Genomic DNA, 16,171 nt, shown 5'->3' with positions numbered 1-16,171 from the left:
GGATTAAAGATGATTACCAGTGATGTGACGATTCGAGGTGTCAGTAAAAGATTTGGAACGAATATCGTACTGCAAAATATAGACTTAGATATAAAGCAAGGTGAGCTACTTACCTTGCTTGGTCCCTCTGGCTGCGGGAAAACAACAACATTAAATGCTATTGCGGGTTTTCTCGATCCTGATGAGGGTGAGTTATTTATTAAAGGGAAAAAGATGAATGGTGTGCCCCCATATAAACGGGATCTTGGGATGGTTTTTCAAACCTATTCGCTGTTTCCGCACATGACCGTATATGAAAATCTTGTATTTGGTCTTAAGGTGCGTAAATTGAAGAAAGAAGTAAATTGACAGCAAGATTAAACGAGCACTAGAATTGGTAAAATTGACAGGATTGGAAAAGCGGTACCCAAGGGAATTATCAGGCGGACAGCGGCAAAGGGTGGCCATCGCCCGTGCTTTGGTTGTAGAACCGGAATTATTATTGTTGGATGAGCCATTGAGTAATTTAGATGCAAAGCTGCGCCATGAACTCCGTGCTGAAATTAAGCGTTTACAAAAGGAAGTTGGCGTTACCACCATTTTTGTTACTCATGATCAAGAAGAGGCACTCTCCATGTCAGACCGAGTTGTGGTCATGAACCAAGGGAAAATTGAGCAAATCGGCACTCCTACTGAAATCTATCAAAATCCTCAGTCTGAATTTGTATTCCAATTTATTGGAAAGTCGAACCGTTTTGAAGGATTGGTTAAAACAGTTGAAGATAATCATACGGATATTCAAATTGACGAGGGATGGGTTATCAGGACTCAAAAAGAAAATATAATCGGTAAAGATCGGATCTTCCATACCCATGACGCCGTAAATCTGTATATTCGGCCAGAATTAGTTTCAATCAAGTCAGTCGGCCAGAACTTGGGTGTTCCTGAGAAGGAAATCGTGCAACAAAGGGCCGTAATCAAGCAAATGAATTATCTCGGTTCACAGTGGGAAATTGAGGTTTCCATTAATGGCGTACACCATTTGCAGGTTATCGGACCAGAGATTGAAAATTCCTGGTCAATTGGGACGGAGGTGTCAGTAGAATGGAAAACGTCGGATATACGTCTGACCAAAAGATAAGTACTAATGCAGAGGAATCTCTTAAACTGGCACCTAAAAGGAAGGGAAAGGAATTTAAAAAGTATACTGCAGCCATATTACTGCTCGCACCACTGCTTTTATTTATCCTTGCCTTCTTCGTTGTCCCGATGATTTACGTTTTTTATTTAAGTTTCATTGAAGTAGAAGGACTTGATATCTCGAATGCCAGTTATAGTATCGGGAACTATCTGACGTTTTTTTCAGACCCATATTTTTTAAGGTCGCTTTGGATGACGATTAAGGTGAGTGTTTATGCGGTCATTATCGCTTTAATCCTTGGTTATCCAATCGCCTTGACAATGGCTAAAAGCTCAGCGCGGATGAGAGGCTACCTTACCCTTCTCGTGGCATCACCTTTATTGATTAGTGTAGTGGTACGTAATTTTGGCTGGTATTTGTTACTCGTGCCAAATGGGGTTATTGATCAATTTTTGATGAAATTAGGGGTTATTGACTCGCCTTTAAAGCTATTATTTTCTGTAGAAGGGGTTGTCGTCGGGTTAGCCAATTCTTTCTTACCATTTATGGTTCTATCTATCGCGACGAGCCTTTATAATATTGACCCTTCTTTGGAGAAGGCGAGCAGTATTTTGGGGACAAGTCCGTTTAAAACCTTTTTAACAGTCACTTTGCCGCTGAGTTTACCGGGTGTTGTGGCGGGAATCGTTCTTGTCTTCAGCATGTCGATGAGTTCCTACGTAACTCCTGCGTTAATGGGTGGGGCAAATGTACCTGTTATACCAATTGTCATTTATGAGCAAATTAATACGTTATTCCGCTGGACATTTGGTTCGGCCATCTCCTATATTTTACTTGGCGTTACATTAATTTCTGTTACGATTTTTTCTCGGATATTTGAAAGGAAGTTCAAGGAGGTGTTCCGATAATGAAAATCGCAAGGATTACCGTAACCGTGATAGGTCTTATTTTTCTACTAATCCCTCTCATTGTCACAATTGGGGCATCGTTTACCACAGCAGGATATCCAACCTTTCCACCAAAAGGGTTTTCTTTACAGTGGTATGAAAAAATATTGGATCGGCCTGAATACATGGTTGCCTTTTTCAACAGTGTCAAATTTGCCTTCTTAGCATCGTTCTTTTCTGTTTTACTGGGTACCATTGCGGGGCTGGCACTAGCAAAATATGACCTCCCTGGTAAAACCTATATCGTTTCACTGCTGACTTCGCCTTTAACCATCCCTCATTTGGTACTGGGGGCGGCATTATTGATTTATTTTACGCCGATGCTATTGGCGGGTAAGCCAATCGGCTTCATTATTGCACACATCGTCATTTGTGTTCCTTATGCGATACGCTTTGTCCTAACTGGTTTAAGCGGTTTTGATTATACGTTGGAACGGGCGGCCATGGTACTAGGAGCTAATCCATTTGTTGTTTTTTGGAAAATTACGCTCCCAATTATTCGACCTGCGATTCTTTCCGGTGCCATGTTCGCCTTCTTAATCTCGTTCGATAACGTCACTGTCTCTCTATTTATGGTTTCTACTGATATGAGAACATTGCCGCTTGAACTGTTTTTCCATATGCAAGATTCATATGATCCAATGGTAGCTTCCGTATCAAGTATCGTTATCTTCATATCTGTCATTTTTATTCTGATATTTGAAAAAATATATGGAATCGGAAAACTATTTGGTGGTTCGAATTAATGGTTAAGTAGAACTCTAGGCTGTTTAGGCTGGGGTTCTTTTTTGCAAATTAGGAAGGAGTGGCTGCTTTAGCCATTAATGCAGCGTGGAACTGAATGCTATCCTTTAACAAATGCTGCTGCTCCTGAAGTGTTACTTTATGTACCTAAGGAAAATGATGATTTCCAATTAGTTGGTGTGGAATATTTGTCAGAAGGTCCTAATTCATTGTTTGGGTAAGAATTTGATGGTCCTAGTGCAGTTCCAGAACACTCGCTGCACGTTTTGATTTGGAAAAGTAAACCTAAGGGTATGTTCGCTAATAAAGGTCCTGTCACTTGTCGAATGCACAAATTCCGAGTGGTGACAGGCACTTTTTTTAGGAAAAGCTTCCGCCAGTTGTCGATGAATTAGGAATTGATATCGTATTCTCCGGCCATGATCATTCCTACGGCAGAACGAAAAAATTGAAGGCCGGCAAAGAAGACCCGAACGGAACGGTTTATGTAGTCGCCGGTACAACAGGTAAAAAACACTACGATGCCGTGGCAGATGAGAAATTTGACTATGTCATTATGGAAAACATTGCTGTTTCCATGCAAGCTAAGGTAGACAAAGATCAAATCACCTTCACCACCATTACTTCTTACGGTGAAACCATTAATCAATTTACGGTCATCAATCCTGATTATCACGAAGAAGAAGAGGTTGAATAAGGAGAAAATAGAAAGAGTGCCAGGCACCATCGGGTGGTGCCTGGCACTCTTTTCATTATTTCTACAAACTTTGGGCGGTGACACCGCTCGAACTTTTCCGTCTTGCCCTGCTGCGAAGAGGATGTTTCCTAATGAAGCAGGAGTAGAATAGGTATAGACTGTGGAAAAGTGGTTTGTTAAAAGTGGGTGGATATTCACTTGACGGTTCAAAATCATTCCTGATATTCTTAGTCCATTGTATACGTCGATGTATTGCTACTAATACTTTTTTTGTTGAAAATTTGTATACTGGATTTTATCCCAAAAGTTGGAGGTTTTTTTTTGAAGGTTATAGTCAATCTATTTAAGAAAATGACTTACAAACAAATAGTTTGGTATACGATCATCTTACTTTTTTTTGTTTCCTCCGTTTTTTTTGTCTATCACAATCATTCATTTTACGAAAGACCAATAGTTGAGGTCATTGAAATAGAGTTGGGCGATTCTACAGAAATGATCGATATGCATGAAAATAAAGATCGTCTTTACACTCAACAGATTGTAGCCGAAATAAAAAATGGTGACCACAAAGGAAAGCTTATCCATTTAACAAATGAGTATTCCATATCGGGAGCGTATGATCAAGAATATCATATTGGAAATGAATTGTTTGTTTCGATTGATACGAAAAAAAAGGAAAGTACAGATTTAATTGGAACCATAATGGACGTAAAACGCGATAAATACATATTGTTGGTAGCATGGGTGTTTATTTTCACTCTCCTTTTCGTGGGAAAAAAGCAAGGGTTGTTTTCTATTATCAGCTTGGCTGTTAATGCCGTTTTGTTATCCTATGCATTGGATGTTTATTTGAATACCTCAGGCATCAGCTTGTTATGGATATGCAGTATAAGTGTGATATTGTTTACGGTCATTTCTTTATTGCTCGTTAACGGCTTTAATGAAAAAACATATGCCGCAATTGTTGCAACATTATTGGGAACTTTTGTCTCGCTGTTCATCACCTATCTAGTAATGTGGATAACGGCCGAAAAAGGACTTCGATATGAGGAAATGCAATTTTTAACTCGTCCTTATAGGGAGGTGTTTATGGCAGGGTTATTTATCGGATCGTTAGGAGCCGTAATGGATGTGGCCATTACCATGTCTTCTTCTATCTTTGGGTTATATGAGAAGGATCACAATATACCGGTAAAAGCACTTAAAGCTTCAGGAATGGAGATTGGCAAAGATATCATGGGAACCATGACGAATATTCTATTTTTTGCCTATATCAGTGGGTCCATTCCAATGCTTATTTTGTATTTGAAAAATAATTCCCCATTGATATTCACTCTGTCCATGAATCTATCCTTGGAAATGGCTCGGGCCCTGGCAGGCGGTATAGGAATCGTCATGACAATCCCAATAGGGCTTTATACTACCATTTTTTTCGTTAATCGAAAGAGGGCAAGATGATGAATGTATTATTGTGGATGGCAGCCATTTTATTAATCCTGATGATTCTTATTGGCGGTGATAAAGGGAAACGGTCATTTATTGCGATATTCCTAAACTTTGGAGTAATCTTTTTTACTATCTTTATTATGACAATACCCAAAGTTGATCCTATTATCTTAACATTGATCGCATCAACCGTGATCAGCTGCATTAATCTCTTTTATATTAATGAAGTGAATAACAAAACCATCACAGCCTTCATTTCTACTATTATTACAGTTGTTATACTGCTCCTTTTTATTCTGATTGTGACAGAAAGTGCCATGATTCAAGGATTTGGCGCAGAAGAAGCAGAGGAGCTTTCCGTCTTTTCCCTTTATATTGGGGTGGATTTTACTAAAATAGCTGCTTCTGTCATTATCATGAGTACAATTGGTGCCATTACAGATACAGCCATAGCCATTTCATCTCCTATGCGGGAAATGTTTCACCATTATCCATCCATAAGCAGAAAAGAATTATTTGCTTTTGGAATTAGTATTGGGAAAGACATATTAGGAACAAGTACGAATACGTTATTTTTTGCCTTCTTTGGAGGCTATTTGGCCCTGCTCATTTGGTTTAAAGATTTATCTTATACGCTTGAAGAAATCGTCAATTCAAAAATCTTTAGTGCTGAAATAATCACCATCTTTTGTGCGGGAATAGGTGTCGCTCTCATTATTCCGATTACTGCCTGGATCAATTCTTATTTTTTAATTAAACAAAGAGTAAAGAACAAGATCATTAATAAAGATACATAACAATGCCTAAAAAAGCATTCAAAAAGTATTGGGGATAAGCTGTACTTAATCTTTCTTGATTATGAAGTAGTTCTAGGGGAAAATCCCCTATTATAAAAACACTCACAAATTTTGATTAATCAATGTTTGTGAGTGTTTTTTTTATGAAAAATTTTGGTTTAAATATGTATCTGAATGCATTCAAAAACAGGACAATCGGATCTTAGGCTCTATGAATATTTTTAATTGACATTGTTTTTTCTGTAGTTTAAAATGTTTCCTAAGGGAAACTTTTTTGAATTAGACCATATATATAATTAAAGTGAGATGTGGTAAATTTCCACTTTATTTTTTTAATTAAAAGTTGTACTAAGTCAACATTTTTTATACAAAGAAAAATATTAGATATGAAGGAGATGATTATTAATGAATCCAGCGCTTTCAGTGAAAAGTTTGTTTGTGTCCTACCATGGTAATGAAGCGGTGAAAAATGTTAGTTTTTCAATAGAACCAGGTAAATTAGTTGGGATTATTGGTCCAAATGGAGCTGGGAAATCAACTCTATTAAAGGCATTGTTAAACCTTATCCCGAAAGATAAAGGCGAAGTTCAAATATACGGAAAAAGTTTTAATGAGCTAAGAAAATCCGTTGCCTATGTCCCGCAAAGGAGCAATATTGACTGGGATTTTCCAATCACTGTTTTAGATACTGTCTTACTCGGAACGTATCCAAAACTAGGTTTATTCAAAAGACCAAAAAAGTCAGAAAAAGAATGGGCGCTACAATGTTTACAAAGGGTTGGTATTGCAGAATTTAGTAAGCGTCAAATTGGAGAACTTTCAGGGGGACAGCAACAACGAGTTTTTTTAGCAAGGGCACTTGCTCAAGAATCTGAACTGCTCTTTCTGGATGAGCCTTTTGTTGGTATAGATGTATCAAGTGAAGAAACCATTATTACTATATTGAAAGAATTAAAGAATAGTGGTAAAACGATTCTTGTTGTTCATCATGATTTAAGTAAAGTCAGTGATTATTTTGACCAACTTGTTCTGTTAAATAAAGAACTTATTGGTTTTGGAGAAATAAATCAGGTTTTAAATGCGGAAGTTTTGGCTAAAGCGTATTCTGGACAGTTTTCGTTTCTTGATAGTTTGGGGGTGAAGGTATAAATGTCTTTTATTGAGGCTGTGATTCAATACGGATTTTTACAAAAAGCTCTTTTAACCTCTATAATGGTTGGAATTATTTGTGGAGTAGTGGGCTGTTTTATCATTTTAAGAGGAATGGCACTAATGGGTGACGCGATTTCTCATGCTGTTCTTCCAGGGGTGGCAATTGCTTACATGCTTGGAATTAATTTCTTTGCTGGAGCCGTTATTTCAGGTGTTTTGACCGCAATGTCAATCGGTTTTGTTAGCCAAAATAGTCGTATCAAAAATGATATTTCCATTGGAATTATGTTTACGGCTGCTTTTGCATTAGGGATTATTCTGATTACCCTAATGAAAAGTAGTACGGACCTTTATCACATCTTGTTTGGGAATGTATTAGCAGTCCGACCTTCAGATATGTGGACTACTCTGGGCATTGGAATATTTGTGTTAATTTCGATTTATTTGTTCTACAAAGAACTACTAGTGACTTCTTTTGATCCAACCATGGCAGAAGCGTACGGATTACCAATTAAAATCATCCATTATTTTTTAATGACGCTACTGACAATGGTAACTGTTGCTTCTTTACAAACAGTGGGAATCATACTGGTAGTAGCTATGCTAATCACTCCAGCAGCAACAGCCTATTTATTAACCGATCGATTATGGGTAATGATTTACCTTTCAGCTGGTTTAGGAGTGATTGCATCGGTTGTGGGGTTATACTTTAGCTTCACTTATAACTTAGCCTCAGGAGCAACCATTGTCTTAGTTTCAACTGCTCTCTTCCTATTAGCCTTTGGTTTTTCACCAAAACAAGGAATCTTATGGCGTTTCTTAAAAGCAAGAAGGAAAAAACAAGCCCTTTCTTAAAAATTTAGGAGGAATAGCAATGAAATATTTTCTAAAATTATTTATTACAAGTCTTTTTGCAATTGTCATTCTAGCAGGATGTAGTGAAAATAAGGAAACCGTTAGTGAAGCAGGAAAAGAACATAAAGAGGATAAGTTACAGGTGGTTACGACTTACTCCATTCTTTATGATATCGTGAAAAATATCGGTGGCGATCAAGTAGAGATTCATAGTTTAGCTAAAGTAGGATCTAATCCGCATGAATATGACCCACTTCCATTAGACATTCAAAAAACAACAGATGCAGATGTCGTTTTTTATAATGGCTTAAATCTTGAAGCAGGTAACTCTTGGTTTGAGAAACTTATCCAAACAGCGGGAAAGACTGGTGAGGATGCCCCTGTATTTCGACTAAGTGAAGGAGTAGATCCTAAATTTTTAACATCAGAAGGAAATGAAGGCGAAGAAGATCCACATGCATGGCTTGATATCCGAAACGGAATTAAGTATGCAGAAAATGCAAGAGATGCACTGATTGAAATAGATTCAGCGAATGCAAATATTTACGAAAAAAACGCTAAAGAATATATTTTGAAATTAGAAAAACTACATCAAGAAGCGCTAGAAAGCTTTAATAAAATCCCTAAGGAAAAGCGTTTTTTAGTTACAAGCGAGGGAGCCTTTAAATATTTTAGCGCTGCTTACGAATTTGAGGCAGGATACATTTGGGAGATCAATGCAGAAAATCAAGGAACACCGCAACAAGTAAAGCAAATAGTGGATTTAATCAATGAACAAGAAATTCCAGTATTATTTGTAGAAACGAGTATCGACCCTCGCAGTATGGAAATGGTTTCAACAGAAACTGGTGTTCCAATTGGTGGGACATTATTTACAGACTCTCTTGGAAAACCGGGTGAAGATGGAGATTCTTATATTGGTATGATGGAATGGAATATCTCTGTTATTTTAGAAAACTTAATGGGAAATTAGGGATAAATGAATTAACAAATACAATCTAAAAAAAGCCGTTGAAAATCGGCTTTTTTTTAGATTTTTAAGAAAGGTCGATATATTCCTTGAAAAAAAATTCATACCACCTGCAGCGGTGTTTTTCTATTTTACCTAAAAGAATATTGATATGGACTAGGTTGCACACTCAACAGTCAGGAAAGATTATTTTTGTTTCGCCCCTCTCTTTCACAATTCTCATTAATTAGCTATCATAAAAGAAAAAGGTTCTAAGCTTAACAGGGGAAGGAGTATTCATCATGCCACTTGAAATCGTCCGTAATGATATAACCAAAATGAACGTAGACGCGATTGTCAACGCTGCGAATCCACAGCTGAAAATGGGTGGAGGAGTGTGTGGTGCCATTTTTAAAGCAACAGGCAGTGAAAAACTTCAATAGGCATGTGAGAGAATAGGGCATTGCCCAGTTGGCCAAGCTGTGATCACGGAAGGATTTGATCTTCCTGCCAACTATATTATTCATACACCTGGCCCCATTTGGGAGGGCGGCTTTCATCGGGAAGCAGAGTTTTTGAAGGATTCATACAAGAATTCGTTAATAAAGGTGCCTGTCACTTGTCGAATGCGACAAATTTCGAGTGGTGACAGTGGTTGACCCCCACAGTGGGGGGTCAGGCACCATATTCTTGCTGTTTCTAATGACAAACTTCTTTTGTTTCCAATTCTACTTCTTATTATGGATTGCGTTGATGATTTCTTGTGCAGCTCTTTCTCCGCTCTCCACAGCCCCATTTAAATAGCCTGGATACTTAATAGATGTATGCTCACCTGCAAAAAAGATATTTCCTTCCCGTTCCCCTGCAATTCCGGCAAATTTCGTAAATTGCCCCACTTTCCAATATGAATAGGATCCTTGCGTCCATTGGTTGCTAAGCCAGTGGTCAACAGTGGCTAAACCATTCCAGTATTGATGACTTTCTGGCATGACAAGATTTAGCTTGTCCAAAAATTTTTTAACAATCTCATTCAATTCTTCATTTGTTGAAGCAATCTGTTTTGCAGCCGTTTCGTCTCCTGTAAAGTTACATAGAATCCCTGGTGTTCCTTGTTGGGCCCGTGTTGACTCGAAAGTTTGCTGGGAGCCGGCATCCGTGAAGGTTTCACCATTATTTCCAAGCTCATTCCAAAACCGTTTGACAAATTGGACATGCAGCTTTGTATTAACCCCCATTTCCAGTTCCTCAATGGCTGCTTTTTTCAATTGACGAAAGCTTGCATCCTCATAATCTATCATTCTTAATATTGAAAAAGGTATAGCAAGAATCACTTTATCGGCTGTAACCTCCCACTCTTTTCCATTTTTTTGAAAAACGAGCGTAACTTCACTTTTCGGCCCATTTTGGGTAATCCTGACTAGCCGGGCATTATATTGTATTTGTCCATCAAGATTTTTTGCCAATAAGGCTGGGAGCTGGTCGTTACCCCCTCTAATATGAAAGCATTCATCTGAGTCACCATAAATTTGAAATTGATCCTTTTGAGCAAACCCCAACAAGTAAAGTAAATTCAATGCACTTTGTTTATGGGCAGCTGCTCCATTTTCGATTGTATAAGCAACCTCCAGTAATTTCCCAAATCTTGAATGGACACCTCCCGATACGATTTCATTTATATAATCGGTAATGGACATATGATCGAGCTCGAATCCACGCTGTGTATAGCTATGATAAGAAGTCATTTCCCCTGCTTCTATTAAATCACTTTGCAGTTTTGGATATATTTGTTTAAAGTCATTTTTCACTTCATCAAAGGAATAAGGTGCTCCTTTAAAAAAATAAAATGGTTTGGTACCCATGATTTCTGACTTGATCAAATGATCAAATTGCAAACCCAACTCCTTTGCCAGCTCTTGAATCTCCCTATGGCAAGTATCGATAAATTCTCCTCCACGCTCAATAACTTGTCCGTTTTTGAAATATCCTCTCCTTGTCCAGCAACGACCTCCAACCCGTTCAGTCGCTTCATAAATAGCAGCGATGACTCCTTCCTGCTTAAGTCGATATGCACAAGTCAGGCCTGCCAAACCCGCTCCAACAATAGCAATCCTTAAAACTGATTTCCCATCCCATTTATCATTGAAAAATTGCTTCTTTTCAATTCCTGAAGTTACTAAGCCCTTTTGTGAAGAGTTGCATTCTATTATTCTTTCTATCCTAGGATTTATTTGTTCCTCCATTTCAGCACATGCTAAAGCAAATGATCTCTGCAAAATACTTGCTAATGCTGTACGCGCCAAAAATCCCACCTCCTTTTGCAAAAATAAACCGTACAAATGCACAATTAACTATTGTAAAATAAAAATTACTTTCTATAAAATATGCACAGTTTCTTATTTTGCTGTAGGTAGGGAGCACAAATTCAGATACAGTGAATCGGTGGGTAAACACTTTTAAGAATAATGGTGAGAAGGGACTTGTAAACCCACGCTCTATTTCGCAGCCTTCTCAGTCCAAGGACATTAAGCGAATCCGGTATGCCACGGAAGGCAAACTGTTGGGATAACGCTGTCATTGAGAGCTTTTTTTCGCAGTTGAAAACTGAATTCCCTTGTTTTTATCCCAACAGCCCAATTGATTCTTTTCAACAAAATTTAAAGAAATATATTCGTTATTACAATGAAAAACGAATCCAAAAAAGAATGGGATTCGTTTCTCCTAAAAAGTATTACTTAGATTACCAAAATGCAGCCTAAGTGTCGAACTTTTAAATGTCTACTTTTCGGGGGCTTGACCACAGGCACTTAAAGAGGTAGTAGTATTGAACCATTAGAAGAATACAAATAAATTAAAAAGTTTTTAGATATAGGGGATGAATGAAACAATGAAGATTCGTGAAATGGAAGAAAGAGACAATTCGTTTGTTTAATTGTGTATCAGCTTATGTAGAATGGGGAACTTAGGATAATTAAAACTTTTTCTCAGAATTGACGGAAGCCAAAAAAGCCTCTGCTAGGATAAAATATGGAGGTGTAAGAGAATGAATAAGCGATGGACGATTGATAAAATTAAAGAATTTATTGAAAACAACTCGGAAAGTAAGTTGCTAACGACGGAATTTCACGGTTTTTCTCAAAAATTACAATTTAAATGTGCGTGTGGCAGCAACTTTGAAAAAACATTTACGAAATTTAAAAATAATAACCAACGTAAATGTGAGGTGTGCGAACCGCCAAAAGCTTCACGCTAAACGTATAGCAAATTAGGCATCTTGGAATAAATACAGAGCATAACTCAGTTCATATTAAACTGTATTTCTATTAAAACAACTCCGAAGAATAAATAAGAGAAGGTGTTAACTTGGCTAAGTTTAAAATTTTCCTTGCCTTTATTTTTGGTGTTATTACAACTTTATTGTTTATGATAGTGATCGACCGTTTTAGTCATTCATCTAGAGATAATGAAATTTCAGATGAATTAATTGAACAAGCTGCTAAAAAATATCAGGATCGTAATGATTATCTTACTTGGTATGAGAATTCGAATAGTACTTTACATGGTGACTTAACTGAAATGGAAATGATTTTTAGAGACGAGAAGAACCAATTCTACTTTTGATGGAAGTTCCTATTTCAATGATATAGGTTGGAACATCATTGAAGAATGTGATGAAATCATAAAAAAGGATCCACCAAAGGAAACTGATTTAACCAAAATTCATAAATTATATGTCCAACCAGCCAATGAGATAAAAAATTTTTTAGTAGATGATATAGATTATGATAGTATGTTTGAACTATATAAACAATTTGGTTTCATTTATGGAGAAGGACAATTTACATTAGAAAAGTCAAATGATTTATATAAAGAATTAACGGGAAAAGAATATGTCGGACAGTCGCATTTAGATTGAATTATATAATATAGTCAAGCAGACAATGATATAAAAGGTACAAAGAAATATTTAAAAAAGATTATTAACAGATTAGGACTTCTTTTGGGAGGTTCTATTTTTTTGTGGTTTTGATCATTACATTTCTTACTGTAATCAGAATCAGAAGGTAAAAAGAAGAACCAGTTTCGAATTTCTGTGTCTCAAATCCGACAGATATTCATAAAATTGCTTTTACCACAATCCATGAAGGTGAAAGTAGGGGATATCAATTTAATCAAGTTCAGAAATGGTAATTAACGGATGCAGGTTAGCTTAAGAAGAAACCATTATGTGTCCTTCGAATAAAGTGATAAATTAAGCACAAAATGAAAAGGGAAATAAATACCGTAATATAAATAAGATAAATGAAGGAGTGAAAGTATGGATAAAAACAAAGGGAAAGCACCAAATGTTTCAGGAAGTTTTCAAGTTGAAGATGACCGAAAAGAAACGATTGAGGAATTGAGAAAAGACAACAAATTAGATGAAGAAACGGAATACTACGCACGAATTTTTATGGAAGATTAGGCGTTTCTGTCAACTATGTACACCAGGAAAATGGACCAGGTTTCTTTTTTGCAAAAGGTGAAATGAAATAACTTTGTTTAATTTAAAAAGACCTGGTATTCATTCCAGGTTTTTATCATTGAATCGGTCTAAGTAGGCAAAAGAGCCCATAAACATATCAATCAGACGGTTTGGTCTGTTGATCCAACAAGTTGGCTAAAATAGCCGAATTTTCCTGATCGGCATCAAATTGGACAACATCGTCATAGTCAAATAAGTGGAAACTGTCTGGAAATTGTTCGGTCATATATTGGATAAAGGCTTGCGGGTCTTGTTCCCCGCCACGCCGAAACTCCATCATAATGGAACGAAACTTATGCTGCGGTAAATCTGTTTTGATGTGGTAGGACTTTGAAAATCCCAATTGGTCGGAACTATATAAGTTATAGGTGTAGGACAAACCAATCTCCCTTTCTTTTATCATTTCTGTTTTATTTTTCCTATTTACCAAAGTGTTATGCCCTGAGCACCCAATGGTATAACAAAATAGTCATCGGCTAAGATTGAAATTCATACGTTTTCGAAAGAACTCTCTGTTCCACTACCATGATAATTAACTTCTGTTAGATCCGAAAAATGGCAATACTTAAATAGACGCAGCTCATTCGTTTTTTAAAAAAGAGAGGAGCGCCTGATCAGCGGTGTATAGGGACTTGATTAGTGGATTAGGAAGCTTCAGTAATTGTGACAGAATAACCTAAGTTTTCAAGTCTTCGAACGGAATGGCGGACATTAGATATTTGTCTTTGTTTATCGAAATAATCTTCACCTAAGTCAACATACATTTCTTTTCGTGTTAGAAGATAATATGCGATTCGCAACATCGCATGGGCGACAACTATTGCAGCCCTTTTCTTTCCTTTTCGTCCAGCTGTATGCCTGTACAGTGCACCAAGGTAGTTTTTAGACCCTCTTACTGATTGAGCTGCTTCTGTTAATGCAGATCTTAAATATTTATTTCCCTTTTTAGATCTGCTAGATTTCCTTTTGCCTGCACTCTCATCGTGACAAGGAACCAAGGCTGCCCATGAACATAGGAATTGGTTTCCAACATCGGTACCAATTTCAGCTAAGATTTGTTCAGCCATTCTTGTGGCGATTCCAGGAATTGAATCGAGTCGTTGAATATCTTCTTGAAAAGAGCTTACTCTTTGGGCTATCTCTTGATCTAACATCTCAATTTGCTCAGTTAGAAAATCAATGTGAGTTAAAATCGTTTTTAACATTAGGCGTTGGTGTGGGTTAACATAGCCCTGAAGTGCCAGTTCAAGTTCTTCTTTTTTCTTCTTCATTGTACGTCGAGCGAAGTTTGCTAGTTTCTCAGGATCATCCTCACCATCCGCAATGGCACGAAGCATATCCTTCGATGAAACACCCATAATATCAGAAACAACAGAACCTAGTTTGATGTTGGCTCCTTCTAAAACCTTTTGAATCCGATTATGTTGTCTAGCGCGTTCTTCAATGATACTACGGCGATAGCGTACAAGTTCCCGCAGTTCTCGTTGATTTCGATCTGGAATGAAACTAGCTTTAAGAAGTCCATGGCGAAGAAGTTGGGCAATCCATTCCGCATCTTTAACATCAGTTTTTCGTCCAGGGAGAGCCTTCATATGTTGAGCATTCACCACCAAAAACTCGATTCCTTCAGACTCTAATAAGTTAACAATTGGTTTCCAATAAACGCTCGTACTTTCCATGCTACGTGGGTACAGCTATTCTCCTTAATCCAAACCGCACGATTGAATATAACGATAATCGTATTAGTCGGTTCATTGCCCAATATGGAAGATGTGCTGTTTCAGGAATTGAACTTGGCTTTAGTGACTGGCACTGTCATCATAAAAATCCCTATCACCTTTCCAAAGATGATAGCTATTCAAACTTGATAGTGTTACATGAAGGCGTTCACCGACTCGTACACCTGAAGGATATTGATAAAATCATGTCTTTACTTAATGCTTTACAATTAAACAATAAGCAAAAAGAAAAGCTCAATGAACTTCGTAAACAATGCAAAAATGATACAATCTGATTTGGAAATATGCTTCTCTTCATTAAATACATAGAATTGAATGAATTGGACTAGTTGGAGCGCCGTATGCGATGAAAGTTGCACCTACGGTGCGAGCAGGGGGAAAAGGGGGCGATAACTTCAAACCCTTACCTATCTGTCATGAAGAAACAAAAGCTAAACGTGATAAAATAATGAATATAATTTTATGCATAAGGTGAAAGGGTGAAGAATTTTTGGAGTTAATTTTTAATAAAATTCTCAAAGAAGAATTAACAATTAAAGAAATCCAAGAAGCATTCGAGACGGGAGTTTTAACTTCAAAAGAACTCGTAATGTACTACCTATACAGGATAGCTAATTATGACCAAAGTGGGTCCAAGTTGAATTCTATACTTGAGATAAATCCTGACGCAATCTTTATTGCAGAGGGTTTAGACCATGAAAGAAAAATAAAAGGAGCTAGAGGTCTACTTCACGGTATTCCTGTTTTGCTTAAAGACAATATAGAAACAAAAGATAAAATGCATACAAGTGCAGGAGCCTTAGCTTTAGAAAATCATTTGAGTACAAAAGATGCATTTTTAGTAGAAAAACTACGGGAAGCAGGAGCTGTTATTATTGGAAAGACTAATATGACCGAATTAGCGAATGGAATGTCTACAACGATGTGGGCAGGTTACAGTTCAAGAGGTGGTCAAACGCTAAATCCTTATGGTCCAGGTGAATTTTTTGTTGGGGGTTCTAGTTCAGGCTCGGCTGTGGCGGTTGCAGCCAATTTAACCATATTGTCCATCGGAACAGAAACTGACGCTTCCATTCTTAGTCCTGCCATTCAAAACTCGGTGGTGGGGATTAAACCAACAGTTGGTTTAATTAGCCGAAGTGGAATTATTCCTTTTACTTACACACAAGATACCCCAGGTCCTTTTGCAAGGACAGTTACTGA

The 16,171-nt window shown here is 37.3% G+C and carries 17 protein-coding genes and 4 pseudogenes; 18 read left to right on the top strand and 3 right to left on the bottom strand.

Annotated features, from left to right (window positions below; all coding sequences use genetic code 11):
* The first annotated feature begins 9 nt into the window (after positions 1 to 9).
* The 11 genes and pseudogenes from J2Y03_RS11355 (at position 10) to J2Y03_RS11305 (ending at position 9,366) form a co-directional block, all read left to right on the top strand.
* Positions 10 to 1,120: pseudogene (locus J2Y03_RS11355) on the top strand (ABC transporter ATP-binding protein).
* On the top strand, positions 1,084 to 2,028 hold the full coding sequence (locus J2Y03_RS11350; protein ID WP_310194072.1) for an ABC transporter permease: 945 nt from the start codon (positions 1,084 to 1,086) through the stop codon (positions 2,026 to 2,028). The pseudogene J2Y03_RS11355 and the gene J2Y03_RS11350 overlap by 37 nt, the downstream one beginning before the upstream one ends.
* Entirely contained in the window at positions 2,028 to 2,813 is a 786-nt protein-coding gene (locus J2Y03_RS11345; protein WP_310194069.1) for an ABC transporter permease, read from the top strand. Before J2Y03_RS11350 ends, J2Y03_RS11345 begins: the two co-directional genes overlap by 1 nt.
* A gap of 78 nt (positions 2,814 to 2,891) precedes the next feature.
* The gene (locus J2Y03_RS11340) at positions 2,892 to 3,032 is read left to right on the top strand and encodes a hypothetical protein (RefSeq protein ID WP_310194067.1); all 141 of its coding nucleotides are present in this window, start codon (positions 2,892 to 2,894) and stop codon (positions 3,030 to 3,032) included.
* Between the two features lie 227 nt (positions 3,033 to 3,259).
* Positions 3,260 to 3,508, top strand: a complete 249-nt coding sequence (locus J2Y03_RS11335) for a hypothetical protein (RefSeq protein WP_310194065.1) — start codon at positions 3,260 to 3,262, stop codon at positions 3,506 to 3,508.
* A gap of 321 nt (positions 3,509 to 3,829) precedes the next feature.
* Positions 3,830 to 4,966, top strand: coding sequence for a YibE/F family protein (locus J2Y03_RS11330; RefSeq protein ID WP_396954200.1), 1,137 nt, complete (start codon positions 3,830 to 3,832; stop codon positions 4,964 to 4,966).
* Positions 4,966 to 5,751 carry a YibE/F family protein gene (locus J2Y03_RS11325; protein WP_310194063.1) on the top strand — a complete coding sequence of 262 codons (786 nt, stop codon included), beginning with the start codon at positions 4,966 to 4,968 and terminating at the stop codon, positions 5,749 to 5,751. Before J2Y03_RS11330 ends, J2Y03_RS11325 begins: the two co-directional genes overlap by 1 nt.
* 405 nt (positions 5,752 to 6,156) lie before the next feature.
* Positions 6,157 to 6,900: a metal ABC transporter ATP-binding protein gene (locus tag J2Y03_RS11320; protein ID WP_310194061.1), complete on the top strand. Its 744-nt coding sequence runs from the start codon at positions 6,157 to 6,159 to the stop codon at positions 6,898 to 6,900.
* Positions 6,901 to 7,758: a metal ABC transporter permease gene (locus tag J2Y03_RS11315; RefSeq protein ID WP_310194059.1), complete on the top strand. Its 858-nt coding sequence runs from the start codon at positions 6,901 to 6,903 to the stop codon at positions 7,756 to 7,758. It abuts the gene before it with no gap.
* 19 nt (positions 7,759 to 7,777) lie between these two features.
* Positions 7,778 to 8,731 carry a metal ABC transporter substrate-binding protein gene (locus tag J2Y03_RS11310; RefSeq protein ID WP_310194057.1) on the top strand — a complete coding sequence of 318 codons (954 nt, stop codon included), beginning with the start codon at positions 7,778 to 7,780 and terminating at the stop codon, positions 8,729 to 8,731.
* A gap of 278 nt (positions 8,732 to 9,009) precedes the next feature.
* Positions 9,010 to 9,366: pseudogene (locus J2Y03_RS11305) on the top strand (macro domain-containing protein).
* 69 nt (positions 9,367 to 9,435) lie between these two features.
* Here J2Y03_RS11305 and J2Y03_RS11300 read toward each other — a convergent pair.
* Positions 9,436 to 11,016, bottom strand: coding sequence for a flavin monoamine oxidase family protein (locus J2Y03_RS11300; protein WP_396954205.1), 1,581 nt, complete (start codon positions 11,014 to 11,016; stop codon positions 9,436 to 9,438).
* A gap of 228 nt (positions 11,017 to 11,244) precedes the next feature.
* On the opposite strand from J2Y03_RS11300, the gene J2Y03_RS28930 reads away from it, so the two are divergent.
* From J2Y03_RS28930 to J2Y03_RS11280, 5 genes are all read left to right on the top strand, one after another.
* Entirely contained in the window at positions 11,245 to 11,463 is a 219-nt protein-coding gene (locus tag J2Y03_RS28930) for an IS3 family transposase (protein WP_396954199.1), read from the top strand.
* A gap of 284 nt (positions 11,464 to 11,747) precedes the next feature.
* Entirely contained in the window at positions 11,748 to 11,957 is a 210-nt protein-coding gene (locus tag J2Y03_RS11295; protein WP_310194052.1) for a hypothetical protein, read from the top strand.
* A gap of 110 nt (positions 11,958 to 12,067) precedes the next feature.
* Positions 12,068 to 12,325, top strand: coding sequence for a hypothetical protein (locus tag J2Y03_RS11290; protein ID WP_310194050.1), 258 nt, complete (start codon positions 12,068 to 12,070; stop codon positions 12,323 to 12,325).
* 169 nt (positions 12,326 to 12,494) lie between these two features.
* The gene (locus tag J2Y03_RS11285; RefSeq protein WP_310194048.1) at positions 12,495 to 12,620 is read left to right on the top strand and encodes a hypothetical protein; all 126 of its coding nucleotides are present in this window, start codon (positions 12,495 to 12,497) and stop codon (positions 12,618 to 12,620) included.
* A 402-nt stretch (positions 12,621 to 13,022) separates the two neighbouring features.
* Positions 13,023 to 13,169 carry a hypothetical protein gene (locus J2Y03_RS11280; RefSeq protein WP_310194044.1) on the top strand — a complete coding sequence of 49 codons (147 nt, stop codon included), beginning with the start codon at positions 13,023 to 13,025 and terminating at the stop codon, positions 13,167 to 13,169.
* 157 nt (positions 13,170 to 13,326) lie between these two features.
* Here J2Y03_RS11280 and J2Y03_RS11275 read toward each other — a convergent pair whose 3' ends face one another.
* Together J2Y03_RS11275 and J2Y03_RS11270 are read right to left on the bottom strand one after the other, a co-directional pair.
* Positions 13,327 to 13,659 (bottom strand): hypothetical protein, encoded by a 333-nt coding sequence (locus J2Y03_RS11275; RefSeq protein WP_310194041.1) that lies wholly within the window; start codon positions 13,657 to 13,659, stop codon positions 13,327 to 13,329.
* A 214-nt stretch (positions 13,660 to 13,873) separates the two neighbouring features.
* Positions 13,874 to 14,940, bottom strand: a pseudogene (locus J2Y03_RS11270) (IS110 family RNA-guided transposase); the annotation flags it as partial.
* On the opposite strand from J2Y03_RS11270, the pseudogene J2Y03_RS11265 reads away from it, so the two are divergent.
* Positions 14,938 to 15,243, top strand: a pseudogene (locus tag J2Y03_RS11265) (HNH endonuclease signature motif containing protein); the annotation flags it as partial. The pseudogenes J2Y03_RS11270 and J2Y03_RS11265 overlap by 3 nt on opposite strands.
* Before the next feature lie 215 nt (positions 15,244 to 15,458).
* Positions 15,459 to 16,171 (top strand): amidase family protein (locus tag J2Y03_RS11260; RefSeq protein WP_310194032.1); only part of this gene is annotated, 713 nt, incomplete at its 3' end.

The sequence above is a fragment of the Neobacillus niacini genome, from assembly GCF_031457145.1.
In the GTDB taxonomy this organism is placed as follows: domain Bacteria; phylum Bacillota; class Bacilli; order Bacillales; family Cytobacillaceae; genus Neobacillus; species Neobacillus niacini_J.
Note: the sequence above shows the minus strand (reverse complement) of the source record. Positions and strands in the feature narration are given on the sequence as shown.